Annotated in this window: 16 protein-coding genes; 10 read left to right on the forward strand and 6 right to left on the reverse strand. The window is 67.9% G+C overall.

Going from position 1 to position 24,703, the window contains the following annotated elements:
* Positions 1-10: 10 nt before the first annotated feature.
* Complete coding sequence (locus tag GOY17_RS17475; protein ID WP_157031325.1) at positions 11-1,666, reverse strand: tetratricopeptide repeat protein; 1,656 nt, start codon at positions 1,664-1,666, stop codon at positions 11-13.
* 126 nt (positions 1,667-1,792) lie between these two features.
* Here GOY17_RS17475 and ppc point away from each other — a divergent pair, with 126 nt between their 5' ends.
* Positions 1,793-4,534, forward strand: a complete 2,742-nt coding sequence (gene ppc, locus GOY17_RS17480; RefSeq protein ID WP_157031326.1) for a phosphoenolpyruvate carboxylase — start codon at positions 1,793-1,795, stop codon at positions 4,532-4,534.
* 201 nt (positions 4,535-4,735) lie between these two features.
* Here ppc and GOY17_RS17485 read toward each other — a convergent pair whose 3' ends face one another.
* Positions 4,736-6,100 carry a glutamate--cysteine ligase gene (locus tag GOY17_RS17485; protein ID WP_157031327.1) on the reverse strand — a complete coding sequence of 455 codons (1,365 nt, stop codon included), beginning with the start codon at positions 6,098-6,100 and terminating at the stop codon, positions 4,736-4,738.
* Between the two features lie 273 nt (positions 6,101-6,373).
* On the opposite strand from GOY17_RS17485, the gene GOY17_RS17490 reads away from it, so the two are divergent.
* Positions 6,374-7,426, forward strand: coding sequence for a LacI family DNA-binding transcriptional regulator (locus GOY17_RS17490; RefSeq protein WP_157031328.1), 1,053 nt, complete (start codon positions 6,374-6,376; stop codon positions 7,424-7,426).
* Between the two features lie 8 nt (positions 7,427-7,434).
* On the opposite strand, the gene GOY17_RS17495 is transcribed toward GOY17_RS17490, so the two are convergent.
* Genes GOY17_RS17495 through GOY17_RS17505 form a run of 3 tightly spaced genes read right to left on the reverse strand, consistent with a single transcriptional unit; the run spans position 7,435 to position 12,901 of the window.
* Positions 7,435-9,135, reverse strand: a complete 1,701-nt coding sequence (locus tag GOY17_RS17495; RefSeq protein ID WP_157031329.1) for an alpha-amylase family glycosyl hydrolase — start codon at positions 9,133-9,135, stop codon at positions 7,435-7,437.
* Positions 9,136-9,146: 11 nt separating this feature from the next.
* A complete protein-coding gene (locus GOY17_RS17500; RefSeq protein ID WP_157031330.1) occupies positions 9,147-10,637 on the reverse strand; it encodes an MFS transporter in 1,491 nt (496 codons plus the stop codon).
* Positions 10,634-12,901, reverse strand: a complete 2,268-nt coding sequence (locus tag GOY17_RS17505) for a glucosidase family protein (protein ID WP_157031790.1) — start codon at positions 12,899-12,901, stop codon at positions 10,634-10,636. The genes GOY17_RS17500 and GOY17_RS17505 overlap by 4 nt, the downstream gene beginning before the upstream one ends.
* 239 nt (positions 12,902-13,140) lie before the next feature.
* Between GOY17_RS17505 and GOY17_RS17510 the strand changes: the two genes are divergently transcribed.
* From GOY17_RS17510 to GOY17_RS17525, 4 genes are all read left to right on the forward strand, one after another.
* On the forward strand, positions 13,141-14,781 hold the full coding sequence (locus GOY17_RS17510) for an alpha-glucosidase family protein (protein ID WP_157031331.1): 1,641 nt from the start codon (positions 13,141-13,143) through the stop codon (positions 14,779-14,781).
* A 6-nt stretch (positions 14,782-14,787) separates the two neighbouring features.
* Complete coding sequence (locus GOY17_RS18865) at positions 14,788-16,563, forward strand: alpha/beta hydrolase-fold protein (protein ID WP_198173736.1); 1,776 nt, start codon at positions 14,788-14,790, stop codon at positions 16,561-16,563.
* 274 nt (positions 16,564-16,837) lie between these two features.
* Positions 16,838-19,603 (forward strand): TonB-dependent receptor, encoded by a 2,766-nt coding sequence (locus GOY17_RS17520; protein WP_157031332.1) that lies wholly within the window; start codon positions 16,838-16,840, stop codon positions 19,601-19,603.
* A gap of 459 nt (positions 19,604-20,062) precedes the next feature.
* Positions 20,063-20,341: a hypothetical protein gene (locus GOY17_RS17525; protein ID WP_157031333.1), complete on the forward strand. Its 279-nt coding sequence runs from the start codon at positions 20,063-20,065 to the stop codon at positions 20,339-20,341.
* 156 nt (positions 20,342-20,497) lie between these two features.
* Here GOY17_RS17525 and yihA read toward each other — a convergent pair whose 3' ends face one another.
* Positions 20,498-21,118, reverse strand: a complete 621-nt coding sequence (gene yihA, locus GOY17_RS17530) for a ribosome biogenesis GTP-binding protein YihA/YsxC (RefSeq protein WP_115842091.1) — start codon at positions 21,116-21,118, stop codon at positions 20,498-20,500.
* Positions 21,119-21,323: 205 nt separating this feature from the next.
* Between yihA and GOY17_RS17535 the strand changes: the two genes are divergently transcribed.
* From GOY17_RS17535 to GOY17_RS17550, 4 genes are all read left to right on the forward strand, one after another.
* On the forward strand, positions 21,324-22,193 hold the full coding sequence (locus tag GOY17_RS17535) for a c-type cytochrome (protein WP_157031334.1): 870 nt from the start codon (positions 21,324-21,326) through the stop codon (positions 22,191-22,193).
* Positions 22,194-22,310: 117 nt separating this feature from the next.
* Positions 22,311-22,976 (forward strand): thiol:disulfide interchange protein DsbA/DsbL, encoded by a 666-nt coding sequence (locus tag GOY17_RS17540; protein WP_157031335.1) that lies wholly within the window; start codon positions 22,311-22,313, stop codon positions 22,974-22,976.
* 106 nt (positions 22,977-23,082) lie between these two features.
* The gene (locus GOY17_RS17545) at positions 23,083-23,910 is read left to right on the forward strand and encodes a thiol:disulfide interchange protein DsbA/DsbL (RefSeq protein ID WP_157031336.1); all 828 of its coding nucleotides are present in this window, start codon (positions 23,083-23,085) and stop codon (positions 23,908-23,910) included.
* Positions 23,911-23,926: 16 nt separating this feature from the next.
* Positions 23,927-24,685 carry an endonuclease/exonuclease/phosphatase family protein gene (locus tag GOY17_RS17550; protein WP_115842020.1) on the forward strand — a complete coding sequence of 253 codons (759 nt, stop codon included), beginning with the start codon at positions 23,927-23,929 and terminating at the stop codon, positions 24,683-24,685.
* Positions 24,686-24,703: the final 18 nt, after the last annotated feature.

A 24,703-nucleotide genomic window follows, 5' to 3' on the forward strand; every position in this document is an offset into this window, starting at 1 on the left:
TCGCGCGCCTTTAGAACCGCGACGCCACCAGCTTCACGTCGGCCCACTGCCACGCGGCGGCCTGGCGGCGTTCGGTCTCTGCGGCGTCGTCCTTCTGCTTGAGCTTGCGCTGCGCCTGCGCCAGGCCGTACAGCGACCACCCGTTGTGCGGGAAGCGCTCGAGGTCTTCCTCGTACACCGCGACCGCTTCCTTCGCGCGGCCGGCGTCGAGCAGCGCCGCGCCGAGGAAGGGCCGCACCGGCAGCGGCCAGTCCGGCGGCTCGTTGTAGTTGAGCAGGTCCTCGGCCGCGACGGCCTTCTGCAGCGAGGCGATGCCCGCCTTCGTCTGCTTCGTCCCCAGCGCGATCTCGCCGGCGAGCATGTGCTGCGCGACGTCGAGCACGCGGTCGGCGCGGTTGATGTCGAACAGCAAGACCTTCTCCAGCGCCGGGTCCGAAGCAATGGCCTGCAGGGCCTTCAGTTCCTTCCTGGCGTCGCTGGGTTTGTCGGTGCGCACGAATGCCATGCCGCGCGCGAAATGCCAGATCGCCTTGGGGAACGGCACCTCCGACGGCGGCGCGTCGTCGGCGAGGATCTGCTGCCATTCGCCGAAGCGCACGCGCGCGAACAGCGGTGCGACGAGGAACTGCTGCATGAAAGGCATCGCCTCCAGCTGCTGCGCATCCACGCGCTGCGCGGTCTGGTCGGCCGCTTCGATCGCCAGCGTGCGCGAGCCGTGCAGCGCCGCGGTCATCGCCGCGAAGTGCCAGTTGTGCGGTACGTAACCCAGCGGATACGCGCCGTTGCTGCCGCGACACACGGCCAGGAAGGCCTTGTCGGCGGTGCTCGCGGCGAGGTTGCTCAGCGTGGCGTCGTGGTAGCGGCCGACGCGGATGTAGACGTGCGCCGGCATGTGCACCAGGTGCCCCGACCCCGGCGCGAGCGACGCAAGGCGATCGGCGTACGGCTCGGCGCGTTCGGGCTGGTGCGAGGCTTCCACCGCGTGGATGTAGTAATGCACCGCGCCGATGTGGCGCGGGTTGCGCTTGAGCACGCCTTCCAGCGTGGCCAGCAGCGTGTCGGTGTATTCGGTCGGCTCGCCCTGCGCGTTCCAGTACGCCCACGGCGTCAGGTCCATCAGCGACTCGGCGTAGAGCGCGGCGATGTCGTCGTCCTCCGGAAACTGTTTGTGCGCCTCGCCCATCGCCTGCGCATAGGCCTTGTCGAGCGGCGCGCGATCCGCCGGTGCGGGCGTTTCGTAGCGTTTGACCAGCGCGGCGATCAACGCCTGATCGGCGGGCGTGGCGTTCTTCGACAACTTCTGCGCGCGCAGCGCGAGCGTGGTCGCATCGGCGGCCAGATCCGGCGACATCGGCAGGTTGATGTTCGGCCCCAGCACCAGCGCCTGTCCCCATGCGCACATCGCGCAGGTGGGATCGAGCCGTTCGGCCTCGGCGAACGCGCGACCGGCGGCCTCGTGGTTGAAGCCGTACGCCAGCCGCAGGCCCTGGTCGAAATAGCGCTGCGCCTCGGGCACCTTCGATGCGATGTCGCGATGCTCCTCGCCGAACGTGTCGAACAGCGGCGGCGCGTTCGCCTGCGCGGCGTCTTCCTTCGGGGCCTTGGGGCAGCCGGCCAGGGCCAGGCAGGCGACGGCGAGGCCGAACAGGCGGATCCGCAGCGTCATGGCGCACTCCAGCGCGAGGGTCATCAGGAAAAGACAACGCGACCGGCGAAGCCGGGCGGTCACTGTCGGACCGTTGCAGCCGCAACCGTCGCGCCGCCTCATGTTGCAGTGCGGTAGGCTCGGCGGATGACCCGACAAAACCCACCCGCCGAGTCCGCCAACGACCCCCTCCGCGTCGTCGATTTCGCCCCGCACGACGCCCTGCTGCGCGAAGACGTCAAAACGGTCGGCGCCCTCGTCGGCGACATCCTCGCCGAGCAGCGCGGGCCGCAGTTCCTGGCCGAAGTGGAGAACCTGCGCCGTGCCGCGATCCGTCGCCGCGAGTCGAACGCGCCGGTGGCCGAATTGGCCGACGCGCTCGCCGGGGTCGAACTCGAACACGCGGGCGATCTGGTGCGCGCCTTCGCCACCTATTTCCAGGCGGTGAATGTCGCCGAGCGCGTGCACCGCATCCGCCGACGCCGCGATTACGAGCGACAGGGCGCGAGCCGGCAGCCCGGCGGATTGCGCGACGTGCTCGCGACGCTGGCCGCGCAGGGCGTGAGCCTGGAGGAAGTCGTCGCGCTGCTGCAGCGGCTGCGCATCGAACCGGTGTTCACCGCGCATCCGACCGAAGCCGTGCGCCGCGCGCTGCTGGAGAAGGAGCGCCAGATCGTCACCTGCCTGATCGACGATATCGACCGCACGCGCACGCCGTACGAACACCGCGCCGACCTGGAACGCATGCGGCTGGCGCTCACCGCGAGCTGGCAGACGGCCGAAACGCCGCCGGTGAAGCCCAGCGTCGCCGACGAGTTCGAGCACGTCGGCTTCTACCTGTCCGACGTGCTGTATCGCGTGCTGCCGGTGTTCTACGAACTGTTCGAGGACGCGCTGCGCGAGACCTACGGCGAGCATGTCGCGATGCCGACCGTCATCGGCTTCGGCACATGGGTGGGCGGCGACATGGACGGCAACCCGAACGTCGGTGCCGACACCATCGCCGCCACACTCGCCGGCCAGCGTTCGCTCGTGCTGCGCGCGTACCGGCAGGAAGTCGCCGCGCTCGGCGAAATGCTGAGCCAGTCACTGGAGCGCATCGGCGTGGCCGACGCGGTGCTCGCGCGCATCGAGGAATACCGCTACCTGCTGCCGAAGGCCGCCGCCGCGCTGAAGCCGCGCCACGCCGACATGCCGTATCGCAATCTGCTCGCGCTGATCGCCGCGCGACTGCGCGCGACGGCCGACGACCATGTGCACGGATACCAGGACGCCGCCGCGTTCCTCGCCGACATCCGCATGATCGAGGACAGCCTGCGCGCGCATCAGGGCGAACACGCCGGCGGCCACGCGGTGCGGCGCCTGCGCCGTCGCGTGCAGTGTTTCGGCTTCCACCTGGCGAGCCTGGATCTTCGCCAGGATTCGGCCACGCACGATGCGGCGCTCGCCGAAGTGCTGGGCGATTCGCAGTGGGAATCGCATTCGCGCGAGGAACGCGCCGAGCGCCTGCATGGCCTGCTCGACGGCAGCGAGCCGGTGCGCGGCGTCGGCAACGGCACCGCGCGTCCGACGCTCGACGTGTTCCGCGCCGTCGCGCGACTGCGCCCACGTTACGGCGCGCAGGCGTTCGGCCCGTACATCGTCAGCATGAGCCGCAGCGCGGCCGACGCGCTGGCGGTGCTCGCACTCGCGCGCGTGGCCGGCTGCGTCGATGGCGACGGCCGCGTGCCGCTCGACGTCGCGCCGCTGTTCGAAACCGTCGACGACCTCGACGCGGCGAGCGACACGTTGCGCGCGCTGTTCGCCGACCCGGTATATCGCGCGCACCTGGCCGCGCGTGGCGATCGTCAGGTCGTGATGCTTGGCTATTCGGACAGCGCGAAGGACGGCGGCATGCTCGCCTCGCGCTGGGCGCTGCAACGCACGCAGATCGCGCTCACCGAACTCGCGCGCGACAGCGGTGTGCGCATCGCCTTCTTCCACGGCCGCGGCGGTTCGATCAGCCGTGGCGGCGGCAAGACAGAGCGCGCGGTGATCGCCGCGCCACGCGGTTCGGTCGACGGCTATCTACGTCTGACCGAGCAGGGCGAGGTGATCCACCGCAAGTACGGCATCCGCGCCATCGCGCTGCGCAACCTCGAACAGGCGACCGGCGCCGTGCTGCGCGCGACGTTGCGCCCGCGCGCGCCGGAACCGCGCGAGGAGCAATGGCGTGCGATCGCGAGCGAACTCGCCCGCGACGCACGCGCGCACTACCGCGCGCTGGTGCACGAGAACCCGGACTTCCCCGCGTATTTCCGCGCGGCAACGCCCATCGACGTGATCGAACGCCTGCGCATCGGTTCGCGTCCCAGCAAGCGTGCGGGCACGGGGGATGTCGGTTCGCTGCGCGCGATCCCGTGGGTGTTCGCGTGGTCGCAGAATCGTGCCGGACTCACCGCGTGGTACGGCGTCGGCACGGCGTTGCAACGCGCGCTCGAAACGCACGGCCGCGACACGCTCGCCGAAATGGCGCAGGACTGGCCGTTCTTCGGCACGCTGATCGACGACCTGGAAATGATGCTGGCCAAGTCGGAGCCGGGCATCTTCGAGCGCTACTCGCTGCTCGCCGGCGAATTGCACGAGCGCTTCCATCCCGGCATCGCGGCGGAATTCGAGCGCACGCGCGCGGCCGTGCTGGCGATCAAGGGCAGCGATGAACTGCTGGCGGGCGACTACCGCCTGCGCCAGTCGATCCGCCTGCGCAATCCCTACGTCGATCCGATCAGCCTGCTGCAGGTGGACTTGCTCGCACGCTGGCGCGCGGCGGACCGCCCCGACGATGCGCTTTATGAGGCGCTTGTGGCGACGGTGAACGGGATTTCGGCGGGGATACAAAATACCGGGTGAGGCAGGCCGCATAGCGGCCCGACTCGCGCACTTATTCGCGTTAAAGGGGCAGCGGGCGCTGGAGCGGTGCGCCCGCCCGCTTTCTTGCTGTCATTCCCGCGTAGGCGGGAATCCATCGGGCCGTCCATCATTCCGGCCTTCGGAGGCGTTGAGGTCCGCGAGCATGGATTCCCGCCTTCGCGGGAATGACAGCCAAGGGCTTCAGTACGCGAACTCCCGGAACACCCGATCGATGTCGCCCTGCCACGGACCGTGGTACAGGTCGAGCTTGCGTTCGGCGGGCGTGATGCCGGCTTCGGCGAATTCCATCATCGGCTCCAGGAACACCGACTCGTCCGCACCGTTCCCGTTGCGACGTGCACGACGACGCAGGCCTTCGGCCGAGATCTCCAGCGCACGGCGCGCCAGGTCGAGCACCGTCCCGTTGCGGAACGGCAGCTTCAGCGCATGCTTCGGCACGCCGTCGCGCAAGGCGTGGCGTTCTTCGATCGAGAAATCCTTGACCAGATCCCAGGCGGCATCGAGCGCGGTGTCGTCGTACAGCAGGCCGACCCAGAACGCCGGCAGCGCGCAGATGCGGTTCCACGGACCCGAATCGGCGCCGCGCATTTCCAGGTACTTCTTCAGCCGGACCTCGGGGAACGCGGTGGTGCTGTGGTCGGCCCAGTCGCGCAGCACCGGGCGGTGGCCGGGATACGCCGGCAGCTTGCCATCGAGGTAATCGCGGAACGACTGCCCCGACGCGTCGATGTACTTCCCGTCCCGGTAGACGAAGTACATCGGCACGTCGAGCAGGTAATCGACGTAGCGCTCGTAGCCGAAACCGTCGTCGAAGACGAAGTCGAGCAGCCCGGTGCGGCCGGCGTCGGTATCGGTCCAGATGTGCGAGCGGTAGCTGAGGTAGCCGTTCGGCTTGCCTTCCTTGAACGGCGAATCGGCGAACATCGCCGTCGCGACCGGCTGCAGCGCGAGCGACACACGGAACTTCTTGACCATGTCGGCTTCCGAACCGACGTCGAGGTTCACCTGCACCGTGCAGGTGCGCGTCATCATGTCCAGGCCGAGCGAGCCGACCTTCGGCATGTACTCGCGCATGATCTTGTAGCGGCCCTTGGGCATCCACGGCATTTCGTCGCGACGCCACTTCGGCTGGAAACCGACACCCAGGAAGCCCAGCCCCATCGGCTCGGCGACGGTGCGCACTTCGCGCAGGTGGCTGTTGGTTTCCGAACAGGTCTGGTGCAGGTTCTCCAGCGGCGCGCCGGATAGTTCAAGCTGGCCCGCCGGTTCCAGCGAGACCGAGGCCTGGTCGCGGGTAAGCGCGATGACGCGGTCGTGCTCGGTGACCGGCGTCCAGCCGAAGCGGGTCAGGCCTTTCAGCAACGCCTCGATGCCGCGGTCACCGTCGAAGGTCGGCGGACGCAGGTCGTCGTCGCGGAACCCGAACTTCTCGTGCTCGGTGCCGATGCGCCAGTCCTCGCGGGCCCGGATGCCGGAGCTGAGGTATTCGACGAGCTGGGCCCGACCCTCGATTGGAACATCCTTGACCTGGCTGGGACCGGACACACACACCTCGTTTGAATGGAGACTGGCTGCAGCGGGACGACGTCCCAGACTGTGGCGGCGATCACGCCAGTGTAGCGAGGCGGCGTGAATGACCCCATCCACGGCCATGCAACGCAGTAATCCGGAATGGCCACCCCACGCGGCGTCGACACAGCCGGGTGTCTGCCGACCTCGCCCACCCAATCGCGCTTCGACTGCCGTTCGCTTGATGTGGCGCATGCCGATGCCGCACTGCGGCAAGCCTTTGCGTACAAGGGCTTACATACTGCCGGCATGTCGCAAGTGCATTACCTCGGCCGCAGCAAGAAGACCAAGATCACCTCGCTGGATATCGCCCATCGCGCGGGCGTGTCGCAGGCGACCGTGTCGCGCGTGCTGCGCGGCAGCCCGCTGGTCAACGCCGAAACGCGACGCCGCGTCGAGGACGCCGTCCGCGAGCTCAACTACAAGGTCGATCGCCACGCGTCGAGCCTGCGCACGCAGCGCTCGGGCACGCTGGCACTGCTGCTGTTCGAGGATCCGACGCCGGACGAGTCGCACATCAACCCGTTCTTCCTGTCGATGGTCGGTTCGATCACCCGCGCCTGCGCGCGCGAGGGGCAGGACCTGCTGATCTCGTTCCAGCAGCTCTCCGACGACTGGCATGCCGACTACGAGGACAGCATGAAGGCCGACGGCCTGATCCTGCTGGGCTACGGCGATTACCTCGCCTACACCGGCAAGCTGGAGAAGCTCGTCGCGCAGGGCACGCGCTTCGTGCGCTGGGGTGCGGTGCTGCACGACCAGCCGGGGCTGTCGATCGGCTGCGACAACTTCAACGGCGGCCGCATCGCGGGCGAACACCTCGTCGGCCTGGGCCGTCGCCGCATCGCGTTCCTTGGCGGCGCTTCGAGCCATTGCCCGGAATTCTTCGACCGCTTCCGCGGCTGCGATGCCGCGTTGCGCGAAGTCGGCGGCGCGATGGAGGCCATTCTCCAGGTCGACGCCGAAAGCTCCGAGGAAGACGGGTACGCCGCGGCGCGCGAACTGCTCGCGCGCGGCGGGGCATTCGATGCGGTGTTTGCCGCGAGCGACCTGATCGCCGTGGGCGCGATGCGCGCGCTCGCCGACGCCGGCCTGCGCGTGCCCGAAGACATCGCCGTGGTCGGCTTCGACGACCTGCCGATGGCCCGCTTCACCAGCCCGCCGCTGACCACCGTCTTCCAGGACACCAAACGCGCCGGCGAGTTGCTTGTGGAAACGCTGCTGCGCCAGATCGGCGGCGAGCAGACGCAGAGCATCACGCTGCCGGCCTCCCTGGTGGTGCGGAAGTCCAGCGGCGCGTAGGCCCGGCGTTACTCCGGCCGCTTCACCTTCATCAAGCGGTCCAGTTCGGCGCGCAGTTGCGGCTGCGTCACCGGGGCGTCGAGCAGGAACACTTCGACGCCATGCGCCGGCACCGTCGCCTTCAGCGAACCGCCGGCGCGCACCTTCCTGTCCTTGCCGGCGATCGCCGCGCGCCACGCGCCGGGTTGCACGTACTGCTTCACGTCGAACGCGGCTGGCGCATCGCCCTTGTTGAGCAGCACCAGCGCGATCTGCGACACGCCTTCGTGCTGGTACACGCGGTAGAACGCGGCGCGGTCGCCCTTCAGTTCGACGTTGGCCTGCAGGCCGCGTTGCAATGCCGGCGAGGCCGCACGCACGTGCGCGATGCGCGACAGGTTGCGATGGATCGGGTGCGATGCGGCCGACGCGATGCGCTCGGCGCCGAAGTAGTTGCGGTTGCCGTCGTGCTCCGGCTTGCCGCGCATGAAGCCGATTTCCGATCCGTAATAGACGACCGGAATGCCGCGCGCGGTGAACAGCCAGTTGTGCGCGTCGATGAAACCTTCGTCGGTCGCGTCCAGCCGCGCCATGTCGTGGTTGTCGTAGAACGTCGCCAGTTCGTACGGGTTCGCGTACGGGCCGCCGTCGAGATAGAGCCGGTCGGCCAGCACTTCGAAGCTGGCGCGCTCGTGCCCGAAGGCCTTCTCCAGGCCCTGCTTCAGCGGGAAATCCAGAACGCTCACGTTCGCGTTCTGCGCCCAGGTGTGCTCGGCGATCTTCTTCGCGTCGTACTCGAACGCCTCGCCGAACATGAACATGCCCGGCTTCTCGCGGCGCATGCGCGCGACGAACTCGTGCCAGAACGGATGCGGCAGCCAGCCGATGGTGTCGATGCGGAACGCGTCGGCGCCCTGCCCGATCCACTGCGCGTACGCGCCGGCGAGGTAATCCATCACCGCCGGTTCGTTCTCGTTGAAGTCCGACAGCTCCGCCAGCCCCGGGGTCGTGTTGTAGAAGCGATGCAGCGGTTTGTGCTTCGGATCGAGCTTGGCCGGCGGCAGGTTCTGGTGATCGGCGACGAGCTTTCCGTCGCGATCGAAGACCTGCCCGAACTGCGGCTGCGCCTTCGGCATCGAATACGCGGGCGAGCCATGGTTGCCGACGATGTCGAGCACCAGCTTCATGTCCTGCCCGTGCACCGCATCGGCCAGACCCTTGAAATCCAGGCCCTTGCTCGGCAGGTGTTCGTCGAGCTTGTAGAAGTTCACGCCCCAGTAGCCGTGGTAGCCGGTCTTGCCGCCGTCGGTGAGGAAGCCGCCCTTCTGCGCGGGCTTGCCGCCGGTGAAGGCTTCGTCCGGGTTGTCGACGATGGGCGTGATCCACAGCGCGCTGAAGCCCATGCCGCGGATGTAGTCCAGGTGATCGACGATGCCCTTGAAGTCGCCGCCGAGGTAACCGACGTTGTCGCCCGCATCGCTGCCCGCGGTGGGACGATCGAACGTGCGCGTCGCGGGATCCGGGCCGCCCTGGTCGCGATGATCGTTCGACGGATCGCCGTTGACGAAGCGGTCGGTCACGACGAAATACACCGCTTCCTTCGCGAACGGCTCCAGCGTGCCGTAGTAGTCCGGCGCGTCGGCGGCATGCGCGGCCGGGATGGAGGCGGCGAGCGCGAACGCCAGCGCGCGACGACGGAAGCGGACGCGGAACGGCACCTTCAAACGCATTCGAAAACTCCTCAATGACCGGTGGCGGCTACAGCCGCCACGCGTGGCTCCTGCACGCGCAGCACGCACAGGCCGGCGACGATCAGGCTGATGCCGCCGATGGTGAAGGCGTGGATGGGCGCGCCGCCGAAGAAATGCTTGAGCAGGAAGCCCAGCAGGCTCGCCGCCACCAGCTGCGGGATGACGATGAAGAAATTGAAGATGCCCATGAACACGCCCATCTTCGCGGCGGGCACGCTGTCGGACAGCAACGCGTACGGCAGCGAGAGGATCGACGCCCACGCAAAGCCGACGCCGACCATCGACAGCAGCAACCACTGCGGATCGCGGATCACCAGGAACGACAGCAGCCCGAGCCCGCCGAGCGTCACGTTGATGAGGTGGCTCACGCGCAGGCCGAGGCGCCGCACCATCAGCGGAATCGCGATCGCGGCGAGCGCGGCAAAGCCGTTGTACGCGGCGAACAGCACGCCGACCCAGTTCGCACCTTCGTTGTATGCGGCCGACGCGGTATCGGTGCTGCCGAAATGCACCTGCGTCACCGCGCCGGTGGTGTAGATCCACATCGCGAACAACGCGAACCACGAGAAGAACTGCACGACCGCAAGCTTGCGCATTTCGGCCGGCATGTCGTGCAGGTCGCCGACGATCTGCGCCAGTGCGCGATCGCGCCGCATGACGCTGGCGCCGATGAGCGCGAGACCGTAGCCGGCGAGCAGTCCGGCGAGGATGTACAGCTGCTTGTCGAGCGCGAACCGCCACACGGCCAACGCGCCGATCACGCCCGCGAGCAGCCACGCCACGCCACTGAGCCGCGCGCGTGCGCCGTCGAACTCGCTCGCGGGCATGCGCACGGTCGTGTCATGCGCGCGCAGTTCCTCCGGCGCGTACTCGCGCGTGCGAAGCACCGTCCAGCCGACCGACAGCAGCAGCACCGCGCCGCCGAAGTAGAACGCGTAGCGCACGGTATCCGGCACTTCGCCGGGGCCGGCGGTGTTGCCGACGCCGGCTTTCGCGAGGATCCACGGCAGCAGGCTCGCAATCACCGAACCCACGCCGATGAAGAAGCTCTGCATCGCATAGCCGCTTGCGCGCTGCGACGTCGGCAACTGGTCGCCCACGAACGCGCGGAACGGTTCCATCGAGATGTTGATCGAGGCGTCGAGCACCCACAGCAGGCCGGCGGCGATCCACAGCGTCGGCGAGTTCGGCATGAAGAACAGCGCCAGCGTCGCCAGCACGGCACCGACCAGGAAGTACGGCCGGCGACGACCCAGGGGCGTCCACGTGCGGTCGGACAGGTAGCCGACGATCGGCTGCACGATCAGCCCCGTCAACGGGGCGGCAATCCACAGCATGGGGATATCGTCCATGCTCGCGCCCAGCGTCTGGAAGATGCGGCTGACGTTGGCGTTCTGCAGGGCGAATCCGAACTGAATGCCGAGGAAGCCGAAGCACATGTTCCAGATCTGCCAGAACGACAGCTGCGGTTTCGTGCTCATCGCGCTGACTTCTCCTGTTGGGCGGCACGCAGCGGAACGGCGTGCAGCGCGCCGAGGGTGGCGTCGTTGAGCGGACCGTCGATGCCGCCGGCGCCGCCGGTGTAGCGGGCGTTGTGGGTGAGATAGGACATGTTGACGCCGTCGCGCAACGTGAAGCGGCACGTTGCGCCCGCGGGCACATCGATGACGACCGCGCTGGAGCGCTGACGCGCCGCGCCGTGCGGCATCACCAGCGTGCCGCGCTGTTCTTCGACGGCGTCGCACGCTACGACCAGCGTCTTCACCGCGGCAGTGATGCCGGTGTTGATCGGGCCGTGCGTGTTGGTGAAATCGACGCTGATGGCATAACGCCCGGCCTTCGGTGCGCGCCAGCTGCGCGGCCATGCGCCGTCTATGGCGATGTCCACACCGATGCAACGCGTGGGCGAGTGCAGCGATTCGATGCCGTGTTCGACGCGCGCGAGGCTCGCGCATTGCTGCGCGTCCTGCTGCGGCAGCTGCACCGTACGGACCTGCGACGATGCGTCGGAACGCAGCGCGCCATCGACGTAGAGGCGGTGGTTCACAGGCACGTTGATGTCCCAGCGGCTTCCGGACTGGACGATCGATGGCGCGTCAGGCGAAGCCGGCGCGAACGCGGCGGCGTCGAGCGGCGACGCCGCCGCCTTCGTGGCGCTGCGTTGCGCCACGAGCTGCACCGTTTCGCGCGAACCATCGCGTTCGCGCTTCCCCGCGACGAGCAGATCGCCATCGATCTTCGCCGGCCGGACCAGCACGATGTCGCGAACGGGCAACCGCAGCGAAATCCGGTCGCGCTGGCCGAACAGCATTGGCACCAAAGTCGCCGGGATCTTTGGGGTGATGCTGCCGTCCGGCTCCAGGCCGAACACGCCCTCCATCACCATCGCCAGATATCCCCCCACCGACCACAGCTGACGTGGCGAATTGACGACCGGCCCGCTCAGCGCGCCCTCATCCATGTGCACGGCCTGCGTGACGAGCTCGTAGTTCTCCATGTTCGAGCCGGCGAGCGCGGCTCCACGCAGGATCGAACGGACTTCATGCTCGATGCGCGCGATGTCGTTCACCTTGCGCGCCGCGCGCAGCGAATACGCGCTGACGAACGGCCAGATCGCGCGGTTGTGGTAGATCGCGACGCCCGGCTGCTGCGGCCAGATCACCGGGCTGCCGGAATCGAGCATCGGATAGGTCGCCAGTGCACGACGCGCACGCGCTTCGGGTGCGATGCCGCTGTCGATCAGCAGCGAGAGGCCGAGCAGGTCGTAGGCTTCGAACGGCACCGGATGCGCCGCCGTGCCGATGTAGCTCATGTAGAGGCCGCGATCCTCCCGCCAGAAGCGACGTTCGATCTGCGTGGCGAGCGCCTGCGCCTGCTTCGCATAGTCTTCCGCGCGCGCATCGCCGCGCTCGCGCGCCATGCGTTCGCCCAAGCGCAACGCTTCGTAATGCAGCACGTTGTTCGACAGTGCGAACGATTGCGCGATGAACGCGACGTCGTCGGCCGTCCAGCGCGGGTACGACTGCTCGCGCCAGTCCAGGAACGAGGTTTCGCCGCGATACAGGCCCGTTTCCCCGTCGAAGACGAACGCGCGATCCTGCGCGAGCGTGTCGGTCAACGCGTGCCAGACCTCATCGTTGAAACGCTTCGCATCGGCATCGGCCGACGGCGCATCGACCAGCCCGCGCGCGGCGAGGAACCACACCACGCGATCGCTGCTGATCGGCCAGCTGCCGCCGGAGCCGGTGTCCTGCACGACGTACGTGCCCTGCGGCGCACCGGCGCGCAGGTCGGACAACTTGAATCGCAGTGCGTTGCGCGTGCGTTCGGGGCGGAGATTCGCCAGCGACAGGTCCGCCGCGAACGACAGGTCGCGCGTCCACACGTAGCGCCATTTCTCGCCGGTCTCGAAACACGAACACGGGATCGGCCGGCCGTTGTCGTACGCGTTGTCGGAGATGGCCTCGACCTGCGCCTTCGACAGTTCCGCCTGCGCGAGTGCGAAAAGGCCGTCGAACATCGGACTCGCGGTGTCGGTCTTCATCGGCTGCGCGGCGATGTCGATGGCATCGCCGGCCTTCGGCTGCAATCGCCATCCATCGCCGTCGGCCTGCATGCGCGCCGTGGCGCCCTGCCACGCGATCGAATCGCGCCAGGCCGCATCGCCGGCTAACGCACTTCCGGCCGAGACCAGACCGGCGATCGCGAGCGCGATGGCGGGCGCAAGGCTTGGCGAGCGGCGCATCGACGGCGCCGGGCGGGCTTGTTTCATGCAGCGTCCCCAACTCGGTGGCCCATGGTAGTCGGCGGGGGCGATGGGGGTTCGGGCTGCATACGTATTCATGGCCAACGGCGGTCCGGGGCAATGCGCGGCGATGGCGCACCGTGGAATAGTGCACCCCATCGCGCGCCCGGGGCGCGCGTCCGGTTCGGCATGGACGACACGGCAGACACACGCAGGACGGCGTCGGGGACGGAAGGCAGATGGCGGCAGGCAGCAACGCAGGACAGACGAACTGGTGGCGCGGCGCGGTGATCTACCAGATCTACCCGCGCAGCTTCCTGGACACGAACGGCGACGGCGTGGGCGACCTGCCCGGCATCGAGGCGCGGCTGGATTACGTCGCCAGCCTCGGCGTGGACGCGATCTGGATCTCGCCCTTCTTCAAGTCGCCGATGGCCGATTTCGGCTACGACATCGCCGATTACCGCGACGTCGATCCGCTGTTCGGCACGCTGGACGACTTCGATCGCCTGCTCGCGAAGGCGCACTCGCTCGGCATCCGCGTGATGATCGACCAGGTGCTCAGCCACACCTCGATCGAGCACGCATGGTTCAAGGAAAGCCGCGAGAGCCGCGACAATCCGAAGGCCGACTGGTACGTGTGGGCCGACGCGAAGCCCGACGGCACGCCGCCCAACAACTGGATGTCGCTGTTCGGCGGCGTCGCGTGGCAGTGGGAACCGCGCCGGCAGCAGTACTTCCTGCACAACTTCCTGGCCTCGCAGCCGGACCTGAATTTCCATAATCCCGCGGTGCAGCAAGCGACGCTGGACAACGTGAAGTTCTGGCTCGACCGCGGCGTCGACGGCCTGCGTTTGGATGCGATCAACTTCTGCTTCCACGATGCGCAGCTGCGCGACAACCCGGCAAAACCCCTGGAACTGCGCACCGGTCGCGGCTTCAGCCCGGACAACCCGTATGCGTTCCAGTACCACTGGTACAACAACACGCAGCCGGAGAACATCCCGTTCCTCGAACAGCTGCGCGAGTTGCTCGACCGTTATCCGGGCGCCACGACACTCGGCGAGATCTCGTCGGAAGACTCGCTGGCGACGATGGCCGAGTACGTCAACGATCGTCGCCTGCACATGGGCTACAGCTTCGAACTGCTGACCGACGATTCCAGCGCGGCGTACATCCGCGGCACCGTCGAGAACCTCGAAGCGAAGATGCGCGACGGCTGGCCGTGCTGGGCCATTTCGAACCACGACGTGCAGCGCGCGGTGACGCGCTGGAATCCCGGCGCTGCGTACGATGCGGACCTCGCGCGGCAGCTCGTCGCGCTGGTGTGTTCGCTGCGCGGTTCGGTGTGCTTGTACCAGGGCGAGGAACTCGGCCTGACCGAAGCCGACGTACCGTTCGAGGCGCTGCAGGATCCCTACGGCATCACGTTCTGGCCGACCTTCAAGGGTCGCGACGGGTGCCGCACGCCGATGCCGTGGAACGACCAGCCGCACGGTGGATTCAGCATGACGCGCCCGTGGTTGCCGGTGCCGGCCGAACACGGCGAGTTGACGGTCGCCGCGCAGGATGCGAGCGAGGACTCCGTGCTCAACGGCGTTCGCCATCTGCTGCGCTGGCGCAAGTCGCATCCGGCGCTGGTAACGGGCGAGATCGCGTTCCTCGATGCGGACGAGCCGGTGCTCGCGTTCACGCGTCGCGGCGCGGAAGAATCGCTGCTGGTCGTGTTCAATCTTTCCGCGAGCGCGCAGACGTGGGCCGTACCCGCGTCGATCGGCACGCCGACCCCGCTGACCGATCACGGCCTGCGCGCCGGTGAACTGCAGGGCGGAACGCTGCACCTTCCGCCGCGCGGCGTGTTCTACGCGCGGGTGGACTGACAGACCATGCGCCTTCGCCTCGCCTGCGCCGCGTTCGCATTGCTGATCGCGCAAACGGCGACGGCGGTGGAACCGCTTTCGCCATTGCCCGTGCAGGGCGACGTCGTCGTCGAACCGTTTACGCTGGACGCCACGTCGTTCGCGCCGCAGGGCATGAAGACGACCGTCTACCTGCCGCCGGATTACGCGACGGGCACACGACGCTATCCCGTGCTGTACGTCAACGACGGGCAGGATCGCGAGGCGGTGGAGCTGCGCGAAACGCTGCAGCAACTCATCGTCTCGGGCGACATCCGCGCACCGATCGTCGTCGCCATCGACATGCCGCCCGACCGCATGGGCGCGTACGGATTGTCCGATCGCAAGGCCGGCGCGAACCTCGTCGCGAAGACGCGCTACGGCGGCATCGGCACGAACGCGCACGCGTATTCGGAATGGCTGGCGCATACGCTGGTTCCGGCGATCGACGCGCGCTACCGCACGCGCACCACGCCCGATGCGCGCGCGATCCTGGGCTGGTCGCTCGGCGGGCTGAACGCCTTCAACGTCGGCTGGCAGTATCCGGAAATCTTCGGCCGCGTCGGCGCGTTCTCGCCGTCGTTCTGGCCGGCGTCGGATACCACGGACAACGCCAGCATGCAGCGCACGCGCATGGCGCAGCACATGGTGGACGCGAGCGAGCCCCGCAACGGCGCGCGCTGGTTCTTCGCCGTGGGCACGGCCGAGGAAGCCGCCGATCGCGACGGCGACGGCATCGACGACGCCGTGGACGACACGCGCGACATGCTCGACGGCTGGAACGCCGATAGCGGCGGCATGAAGGGCCTGAAACAGCTCGGCTACAGCACCAACGACGACTACGCGGCCAGGCCGACGCGTGCGGACGCGTCGCTTTACCTGCTGCCCGGCGGCAAGCATGAACAGGCGGCGTGGGCGCGGATGCTGCCGGTGTTCCTGCGCTGGGCGTACGCGGTGAATGCGCCGGCGCTACAGGCCACCGGTCGCGTCGACAGCTACCAGGACGTGCCTTCGGCGCACGTTCCCTCGCGCAATGTCGACGTCTGGCTCCCGCCGTCGTACGCGACGCATCCCAGGCGCCGTTACCCCGTGCTGTACATGCACGACGGCCAGAACCTGTTCGACCCATCGCTGTCGTTCACCGGCATCGACTGGGACGTCGACGGCACGATGACGAAGCTCATCGACGCCCATCGCGTGCGCGAGGCCATCGTCGTGGCGATCTGGAACACGCCGCTTCGCTCGAACGAATACTGGCCCGCGAAAGCCATTCCCGCCGACGTGATTTCGCCTGAACAGCGCGCGCAGCTGCTGTCGGACGGCTACCTGCGTTTCATCGTCGACGAACTCAAGCCGGCGATCGACGCGACGTATCGCACGAAGCCCTCGCGCGAGGACACGCTGGTGATGGGCTCCAGCCTGGGCGGCCTGATTTCCGCCTATGCGATGAGCGAGTACCCGGATGTGTTCGGCGCGGCCGGCGGATTGTCGACGCACTGGCCGGCCAATGACGGCGCAGTGATCGATTACCTCGCCGCGCACCTGCCCGCGCGTCGCACGCACCGGTTCTATTTCGACCACGGCACGGCGACGCTCGACGCGAGCTACGCGCCCTACCAGCAGCGCATGGACGCCGTCCTGCGCGAGGCGGGATGGCGCGAAGGCCGCGACTTCATGAGCCGCGAATTCCCCGACGCAGAGCACAACGAGCGCGCCTGGCGCGACCGGCTCGACGTACCGCTGCAGTTCCTGCTCGGCCGCTGACGGACCAGCGCCCAACACCCGCTCCCGCCACGCAGGGCGGGCGGAGTTCCGTGCGCCGGGAAAACGCTTGCATGCGGTTTTCCCCGCGCATACAGCCGATGAATACGTATGCAAAGGAATTTGTGCAGCGATGGGCCGAACTACCATCGCCGCTACGTCCTGAGCGGTTTTTTCTTGCCGACTCTGGCGCGGGCTCCCGGCGAGCGCGGCATCCGTCGCGACGTACGCGGGCCGACACACAACGATTAGAAACCGGATTCGAGAGGGAGGGGAGATGCAACTCAAGCGCAATCTGCTGAGCGTGGCGCTCGCGTCGGCAACGATGCTGGTCGCCGCCGGCGCGCAGGCCCAGGTGGCCACGCAATCGCCGCAAGGCGAGCCGTCGCGTACGGATGAAACCAAGACGCTCGATTCGGTCGTCGTCACCGGCATCCGCGCCGGCATCGAGACCTCGATCGACACCAAGAAGGAATCGACCTCGATCGTCGAAGCCGTATCGGCCGAAGACATCGGCAAGCTGCCGGACGTGAGCATCGCCGAATCCATCGCCCGCCTGCCCGGCCTGTCCGCGCAGCGCGTGGGCGGTCGCGCCCAGGTGATCAGCGTGCGCGGCCTGTCGCCCGACTTCGCCACCACGCTGCTCAACGGCCGCGAGATGGTGTCCACCGGCGACAACCGCAGCGTCGAGTTCGACCAGTACCCCGCCGAACTGATGAGCGGCGTGACCGTGTACAAGACGCCCGATGCCGGCCTCGTCGGCCAGGGCCTGTCGGGCACGATCGACATGCGCACCGTGCGTCCGCTCGACTACGACAAGCCGGTCATCGCCGTGAGCGGCCGCTACCAGCGCAATTCGCTGGGCGATGCCGCCAACGCCGACGGCGACGGCAACCGCATCAACGCCAGCTACATCGGCCAGTTCATGGACCGTACGCTGGGCTTCTCGATCGGTTACTCGCATACCGAACTGCCGATCCAGGAAAACCAGGTCGGCCTGTACGAGCCGTGGAGCCAGACCAACACCACCGATCGCGTGCGTAATGGCGTGCCGTCGGGCGTGTACTTCTCCGACGGCATCAAGGCGCTGCGCCGCACCGGCGAGATCGAGCGCGACGCGGTGATGGCGACGGTGCAGTACCGTCCGTCCAACGACTGGACCAGCACGCTCGACCTGTTCCACACGAAGGCCGACCAGGAAGACACCGCGAACCAGTTCGAAGTGAACCTGGGCGGCTACAACGGCGGCTTCGATCCGGTGCCGGTGATGGTCAATCCGCAGGTCAACAGCGACGGCACGTTCACCGGCGGCACGATCCTGAACGTCTATCCGCTGGTGCGCGGTATGTACCGCAAGCGCGAGGACAAGATCGACGCGTTCGGCTGGGCGAACGACTTCAACGTCGGCCTGGCCCGCGTGAAGGCCGACATCGGCTGGTCGCGCGCCGAGCGCGAGGAACTGCTGCTGGAGAACAACACGCAGCAGATCCCGCGTCCGCAGCTGGACAACCTCGGCCTTGCGTACAACAGCGACGGTTTCTCGTGGCTGGTGCCGGGTCGCGATTACTCCAATCCGGAAACGCTGTTCCTCACCAACACGATCTACGGCTCCGGTTACGGCAAGGTGCCGCGCGTCGAAGACGAGTTGAAGACCTACACGCTCGCCGCCGCGATCCCGGCGCCGCAGTTCGCCAGCGGTTTCCTGTCGGACATCGACGTCGGCATCAACTACGCCGATCGCGAGAAGCAGAAGACCCAGCCGGAAGGCAACATCAACCTGGGCGCGCAGGGCGATACCGCCATCGCGCGCGACCTGCAGTACGGGCTGGTGAACCTGGGCTTCGCGGGCATGGGCTACATCCCGGCGTGGAACGTGCCGGCCGCGGTTTCGCGCTACATGAGCTTCGAGCCGGTGGACAACCTGTCCTACCTGATCCCGAAGGCATGGACGGTCGACGAGAAGCTCACCACCGGCTACATCAAGGGCAACATCGACACCGAGTGGGGTTCGGTCGGCGTGCGCGGCAACGTCGGCGTGCAGATCCAGCATGCGGACCAGTCCTCTCGCGCGAACTTCTGGGATTCCACGCAGCCCCCGGGCAGCGAGGTCCAGCCGTACGAGAACGGCAAGACCTACACCGACTACCTGCCGAGCATGAACCTCGCGTTCCTGTTCCCGCACGACCAGACGCTGCGCATGGCGCTCGCGCGCCAGGTGGCGCGTCCGCGCGTGGACCAGCTGCGTGCATCGCTGGAGTTCGGCGTCGACACCAGCACCGGTCGTCCGGGCGCGAGCGGCGGCAACCCGGAACTGGATCCGTGGCGCGCCAACGCGTTCGACATCTCGTACGAGAAGTACTTCGGTACCAAGGCCTACGTGGCCGCGGCGTACTTCTACAAGGACCTGCGCAGCTACATCTACACGCAGACCAACGACAGCTACGACTTCTCGGCGTTCGTTGCCGACTACGTGCCGGGCCCGAACGAGCCGCCGACGCAGACCATCGGCAACTTCACCGCGCCGTACAACGGCAAGGGCGGCAAGCTGCAGGGCATCGAGCTGAGCGCGTCGCTGCCGCTGGACATGCTGTGGGCGCCGCTGGAAGGCTTCGGCATCGTCGCCAGCGCGAGCTTCAACGACAGCGACATCGAGATCCTGGATCCGGAAAGCGCCAGCAGCGTGGGTAGCGATCCGATCAGCCTGCCGGGCCTGTCGGACGAGGTGTACAACTTCACCGCGTACTACGAGCGCGCCGGCTTCGAAGCCCGCGTGAGCCAGCGCAAGCGTTCGGACTTCATCGGCGAGATCGGCAACTTCGACGGCAATCGCACGCTGCGCTACGTCGTCGGCGAGAACCAGCTGGACGCGCAGATCAGCTACAGCTTCGGCGAGGCGAGCAGCCTGGCCGGCCTGACGCTGCTGTTCGAAGCCAGCAACCTCACTAACTCGCCGTACCAGACCTACGCCGGCACGAAGGATCGCCCGCTGGAGTACATCGAGTGGGGCCGCACCTACCTGATCGGCGCCAACTACAAGTTCTAAGCCGCCCTCCCGCGGTGCTTCGCAAACCCCGCCAGTGCATCGGCGGGGTTTTGTTTTTTGGGAGTTGGATTCGGGATTCGGGATTCGGGATTCGGGATTCGGGATTCGGGATTCGGGATTCGCAGGAGCGTTTCCGAGGTCGTCATCCCGGCGAAGGCCGGGATCCAGGCCCGCGGCGTTCGGGCACTCCCTTCTTGTCGAACCACGTCACCGTCATTCCAGCGAAAGCTGGAATCCATCTCGCTTCTGCGCCTGAAGCCCGTCACGCAACAACGCGCAGCACTGTGCGGGAAGGTTCGTTCACCGATACGACTCCGTTGCCCCTCACCCCAACCCCTCTCCCGGTGGGAGAGGGGCCAACAGCCGTCTTCCATCTGCTGTTGCTGTTGAACAGCCTGGCAAGTCGCTAGCCCCGAAGGGCGCCGCACAGGAAGTGCGGCGGTGAGCGCTGAGCCATGGATGGCGAATCGCGAACGCGCCTACTCGCTTTCCGGTCGTGGGATTGATTTGGGCAAATGGAAGGCCCTTTCTTTTGGTTACTTTTCTTTGGGCAAGCAAAGAAAAGTGACCCGAGCGCCGCAGGCGATCGGAAGCTTGGCTGGTGATTCTTCTTTGCTCTGTAAGACTTCCGACGAAGCGTGGAAAGTCCTTGGATGGTGCCGCCATTCGGCGGCCCAGAAGCGGCCCGCCTTCGCGGGAATGACGAGCAACAGCAGCAACAGCGACAGCAGCGGCTAGATCAAGATGGATTCCAGCTTTCGCTGGAATGACGGTGAGGTGGCCCACCGTGATCGAAGCGCCGAAAGTTACGGGCCTGGGTCCCGGCCTGCGCCGGGACGACGGAGTGAGCGCTTCTTGGCGAACGAGCGGACCACCCGCGCTCGCGCCAGATCGCTAGACCGACAGCCCCAGCCACCCCGCCACTACCGCCCGCGCCTCGTCCACGCCCTGCTTGGACTCGCCCGAGAACGCCTGCACGCTGACCGTATCGCCGAACGCGCTGAACAGCTCGCGCTTCACCGTATGCAGCGCCTGCGACTGCTGCCCGCGACCGAGCTTGTCGGCCTTGGTCAGCAGCGCGTGCGCCGGCAGGCCACGTTCGACCGCGTAGCCGAGCATCTGGCGGTCGTAGTCCTTGAGGGGATGGCGGATGTCCATTACCACCACCAGGCCCTTGAGCGCTTCGCGCGTGCGGAAATACTGATCGATGAAGGCCTGCCAATGCGCCTGCAGGTCCTGCGGGACCTTCGCGTAGCCGTAGCCGGGCAAATCGACGAGGTATCGCGGCGGCTCCACTTCCGGCGGCGTCATGTCGAAGAACACCAGCTGCTGGGTGCGGCCGGGCGTTTTCGAGACACGGGCCAGCGCGTTCTGCTGGCACAGCGCATTGAGCGCGCTCGACTTGCCGGCGTTGGAGCGGCCGGCGAACGCGACCTCGAAGGCGCCGTCGGGCGGAAGCTGCTTGTGGTTGTGCGCCGACAGCAGATAGCGGGCGCGGACGAAGGGATTGGCCATCGCATTAGGATCGCACGGCGCGCGCGAAACCCCGCCGCGGATGTGCGCAGGCACGGCGAATCCGTGCTGCGATCGCGCCAAACCGACGACTGCGGCCGCTTTCGGCACGCATCGCGCGTTGACCGCCCCTGAACGCCCGACGATAATTCCGCGGTTCCGGCGTCCGCCCGGCGGTCGCCTCATCTGTGTTCCGGAGCCCAGCTACATGAGCCAAGCCCGCATCCTCGGCATTGTCGGCGTCGTCGCACTCGCGGCCGCTGCCGTTGCCTATGCCCAGACCACCGTCACCCCGGTCCCGAACAACGCGCCCGTCCAGCAGGCGCCGCTGAATACCGCGCCGGAAAAGACCGTGTGGGGCGATGCGAAGGCCGGCGCGACGAAGGCGGGCACCTGCGCCGCGTGCCACGGCCTGGATGGCAATCCGACCGATCCGCAGTACCCGCGCCTGGCCGGCCAGAGCGAGCGCTACATCGCCAACCAGATCCACCTGTTCAAGACCGGCGAGCGCAACACCGGCATGGCGGCGGTGATGAAGCCGTTCGCCGACGCGCTGTCGGCCCAGGACGCGCGCGACATCGGCGCCTACTTCGCCACGCAGAAGGCCGGCGCCGGCGTCGCCGACGACACGGCCGTCGCCACCGGCCCGAATACCGGCAAGAAGTACTTCGAGATCGGCCAGCAGCTTTTCCGCTCGGGCGACGCGGCGCGCGGCATCCCGGCGTGCATGGCGTGCCACGGTCCGGACGGCGCCGGCAACCCCGGCCCGGCCTACCCGCACATCGCCGGTCAGCAGGCGCCGTACACGCAGCGCCGCCTGGAGGAATACCGCGCCGGCACGACCGTCCAGCGCGACGCGCACCTGTTCAACATCATGGTCGCCGTCGCCAAGCAGCTGACCGACGAGGAAATCGGTTCGCTGTCGAGCTACCTGCAGGGCCTGCACCCGAGCCGCGACGACGTCGCCGTCGCCAACGCTCCGGCCGCGCCGGCTCCGGCCGCTGCCCCGGCCGCCCCGGCGCCCGCCCCGGCACCGGCCGCACCGACGACGCCGGCCGAGCCGACCACCGGCTCCTGATCGGTGAACTTCCGCCGGTGACCGCGGTCCGAGGCGGAACCTTCCATATCCCTGCTGCGCCGGCCGTGCTCCCACGGCCGGCGCTTTAGTTTCCGGCCCACCCTTTCGAGAACGCCGATGACCCGCCGCCCGCTGCTCCGTTCGCTGTTCCCGTCGCTCCTGGTATTCGTCGCGCTGCTTCCCTTCGCCGCCGCCGCGGCCACGCCGCAGCCGGCGCTGGTGGAGGGCACGGATTACGAGGTGATCGAAGGCGGCACGCCGCTCGCGCCGGTGAAGGGGAAGGTCGAGGTCGTCGAGGTGTTCGGCTACACCTGCCCGCACTGCGCGCACTTCCAGCCCACGGTGTCGGCCTGGGCGAAGAAGAACGCGAAGGTCGTGAACTTCATCCCGATGGCGGCGCCGTTCGGCGGCTCGTGGCAGCCCTACGCGCAGGCCTATTACGCCGCGCAGGTCCTGGGCGTGGCCGAAAAGAGCCACGACGCGATGTTCCTGGCGCTGCACACGGACGGCTCGCTGCCGCTGCGCAACGCCACGCCGGGCGAGATCGCGCCCTTCTATGCACGTTACGGCGTCGACCAGGCGAAGTTCCTGGCGACCTACGACGGCGCGGACGTCGCCGCCCGCGTCGCCAAGGCCGAACAGTTCATCAAGCGCAGCGGCGTGGAAGGCACGCCGACGCTGGTGATCAACGGCCGCTATCGCGTGATCGGCCACGACTTCACCGACGTGCTGCGCATCGCCGACCAGCTCGTCGCGCGTGAACGCGACGGCAAAACGCGCTGAGTCGAGTGTCGCCGGCCGTGCGCGGCCGGTATTCTTGGCTGTGCCCCGCCGCCCGGCCCGACGCCGCGCGGCCCCCCGCTTCCCGACCTTTGCGGAGATCGTCTGCATGAATTCGCGTCTGCCCCGTCTCGCCGTAGTCCTGACCGGACTACTGGTCCTGTCCGCCTGCTCCAAGCAGGCTCCGGCCCCGGCCGAGACCGCCGCTCCGGCGGCCCCGACGGCACCCGCCGCCCCGGCTGAAACCGCGCCAGCCCCGGCTGCGCCCGCCACGCCGGCCGAGACCGCCGCCGCTCCGGCGCCGGCGCCCGCCGCCGAAGCCGCCCCGCCGCAGGGTCCGGCCCCCGTCGCCGGCACCGATTACGTTGAAATCGCCGGCGGCCAGCCCTCCGAGCCCACCGGCGGCAAGATCGAGGTGGTCGAGGTGTTCGGCTACACCTGCCCGCATTGCGCGCACTTCGAACCGCTGGTCGAAGCCTGGAAGGCCAAGCAGCCGGCCGACGTGAAGTTCGTCGCCCTGGCCGCTCCGTTCGGCGGCTACTGGGAGCCGTATGCCCGCGCGTTCTACACCGCGCAGACCATGGGCGTGCTCGACAAAACGCATGAGGCGGTCTTCAACGCGATCCACGTCGACAAGGTCCTGCCGGTCCAGCCGCTGCCGACCAACGAGCAGATCGGCGCGTTCTACGCCAAGTACGGCGTCGACGGAAAGCAGTTCGCCAGCACGATGTCGAGCTTCGCGATCGAAGGAAAGATGAAGCGCGCCGGCCAGTTCATCGCCCGCAGCGGCGTGGATTCGACCCCGACGATGGTGATCAACGGCAAGTACAAGGTCACCGGCAAGGGCTTCGAGGACACGCTGCGCATCGCCGATCACCTGATCGCGCAGGAGCGTGCCGCGAAGGGCGGTGCGACCAACGCCGGCGGCGCCCAGTAAGCCTCCGCACGATCGAATGGATACCCGCCGGCTCCGCCTGCTCAGCGCGAACATCCAGGCGGGGTCCAGCACGCGCGGCTACCACGATTACGTCGCGCGCAGCTGGTCCCACGTGCTGCCCGCGGGCAACAAGCGCGGCAGCCTGGACGCGATCGCGCAGCTGGCCGGCGAGCACGACATCGTCGGCCTCAACGAGAGCGATCCGGGCAGCCTGCGGTCGGGTTTCACCAACCAGACGCATTACCTCGCCCAGCGCGCCGGCTTCGATTACTGGAGCCACCAGCCGAACCGTCGCGTCGGCGGCGTCGCCTCCAGCGCGAACGGCCTGCTGAGCCGGCTGGAACCGAAGGAAGTCATCGACCACGCCCTGCCCGGCCGCATCGCCGGGCGCGGCGTGCTGCTCGCGCGCTATGGCGAGGGCGACAAGGGCCTGCTGATCGCGGTCGCGCACCTCTCGCTCGGCGCGAACTCGCGAGCCGCGCAGCTGGGTTTCATCGCCGAACTCCTGCACGACCATCCCAACGCCGTGCTGATGGGCGACTTCAACTGCTCCATCGACGTGCCCGAGATGCGCGCGCTGTTCCGCAACACGCGCCTGCAGCCACCGGACGGCGAAGTCCACACGTTCCCGAGCTGGCGACCGCAGCGGGCGATCGACCACATCCTGGTCGGCGATGGGCTCAAGACGTCGAACGCACGGGCGCGCCCGGCGGCGGCGTCGGACCATCTGGCGCTGTCGCTCGACCTGCACGTGCCGGACGCCGCGTTGCGCTGAAGGCTCGCGCTTCGATTC

It is taken from the genome of Lysobacter soli, assembly GCF_009755585.1.
GTDB lineage: Bacteria > Pseudomonadota > Gammaproteobacteria > Xanthomonadales > Xanthomonadaceae > Lysobacter_J > Lysobacter_J soli.

Coding starts and splice junctions, on each gene's coding strand:
- GOY17_RS17475 (WP_157031325.1), bottom strand. CDS start 1,666: ATGACGCTGCGGATCCGCCTGTTCGGCCTCGCCGTCGCCTGCCTGGCC.
- ppc (WP_157031326.1), top strand. CDS start 1,793: ATGACCCGACAAAACCCACCCGCCGAGTCCGCCAACGACCCCCTCCGC.
- GOY17_RS17490 (WP_157031328.1), top strand. CDS start 6,374: ATGTCGCAAGTGCATTACCTCGGCCGCAGCAAGAAGACCAAGATCACC.
- GOY17_RS17495 (WP_157031329.1), bottom strand. CDS start 9,135: ATGCGTTTGAAGGTGCCGTTCCGCGTCCGCTTCCGTCGTCGCGCGCTG.
- GOY17_RS17500 (WP_157031330.1), bottom strand. CDS start 10,637: ATGAGCACGAAACCGCAGCTGTCGTTCTGGCAGATCTGGAACATGTGC.
- GOY17_RS17505 (WP_157031790.1), bottom strand. CDS start 12,901: ATGCGCCGCTCGCCAAGCCTTGCGCCCGCCATCGCGCTCGCGATCGCC.
- GOY17_RS17510 (WP_157031331.1), top strand. CDS start 13,141: ATGGCGGCAGGCAGCAACGCAGGACAGACGAACTGGTGGCGCGGCGCG.
- GOY17_RS18865 (WP_198173736.1), top strand. CDS start 14,788: ATGCGCCTTCGCCTCGCCTGCGCCGCGTTCGCATTGCTGATCGCGCAA.
- GOY17_RS17520 (WP_157031332.1), top strand. CDS start 16,838: ATGCAACTCAAGCGCAATCTGCTGAGCGTGGCGCTCGCGTCGGCAACG.
- GOY17_RS17525 (WP_157031333.1), top strand. CDS start 20,063: ATGGCGAATCGCGAACGCGCCTACTCGCTTTCCGGTCGTGGGATTGAT.
- yihA (WP_115842091.1), bottom strand. CDS start 21,118: ATGGCCAATCCCTTCGTCCGCGCCCGCTATCTGCTGTCGGCGCACAAC.
- GOY17_RS17535 (WP_157031334.1), top strand. CDS start 21,324: ATGAGCCAAGCCCGCATCCTCGGCATTGTCGGCGTCGTCGCACTCGCG.
- GOY17_RS17540 (WP_157031335.1), top strand. CDS start 22,311: ATGACCCGCCGCCCGCTGCTCCGTTCGCTGTTCCCGTCGCTCCTGGTA.
- GOY17_RS17545 (WP_157031336.1), top strand. CDS start 23,083: ATGAATTCGCGTCTGCCCCGTCTCGCCGTAGTCCTGACCGGACTACTG.
- GOY17_RS17550 (WP_115842020.1), top strand. CDS start 23,927: ATGGATACCCGCCGGCTCCGCCTGCTCAGCGCGAACATCCAGGCGGGG.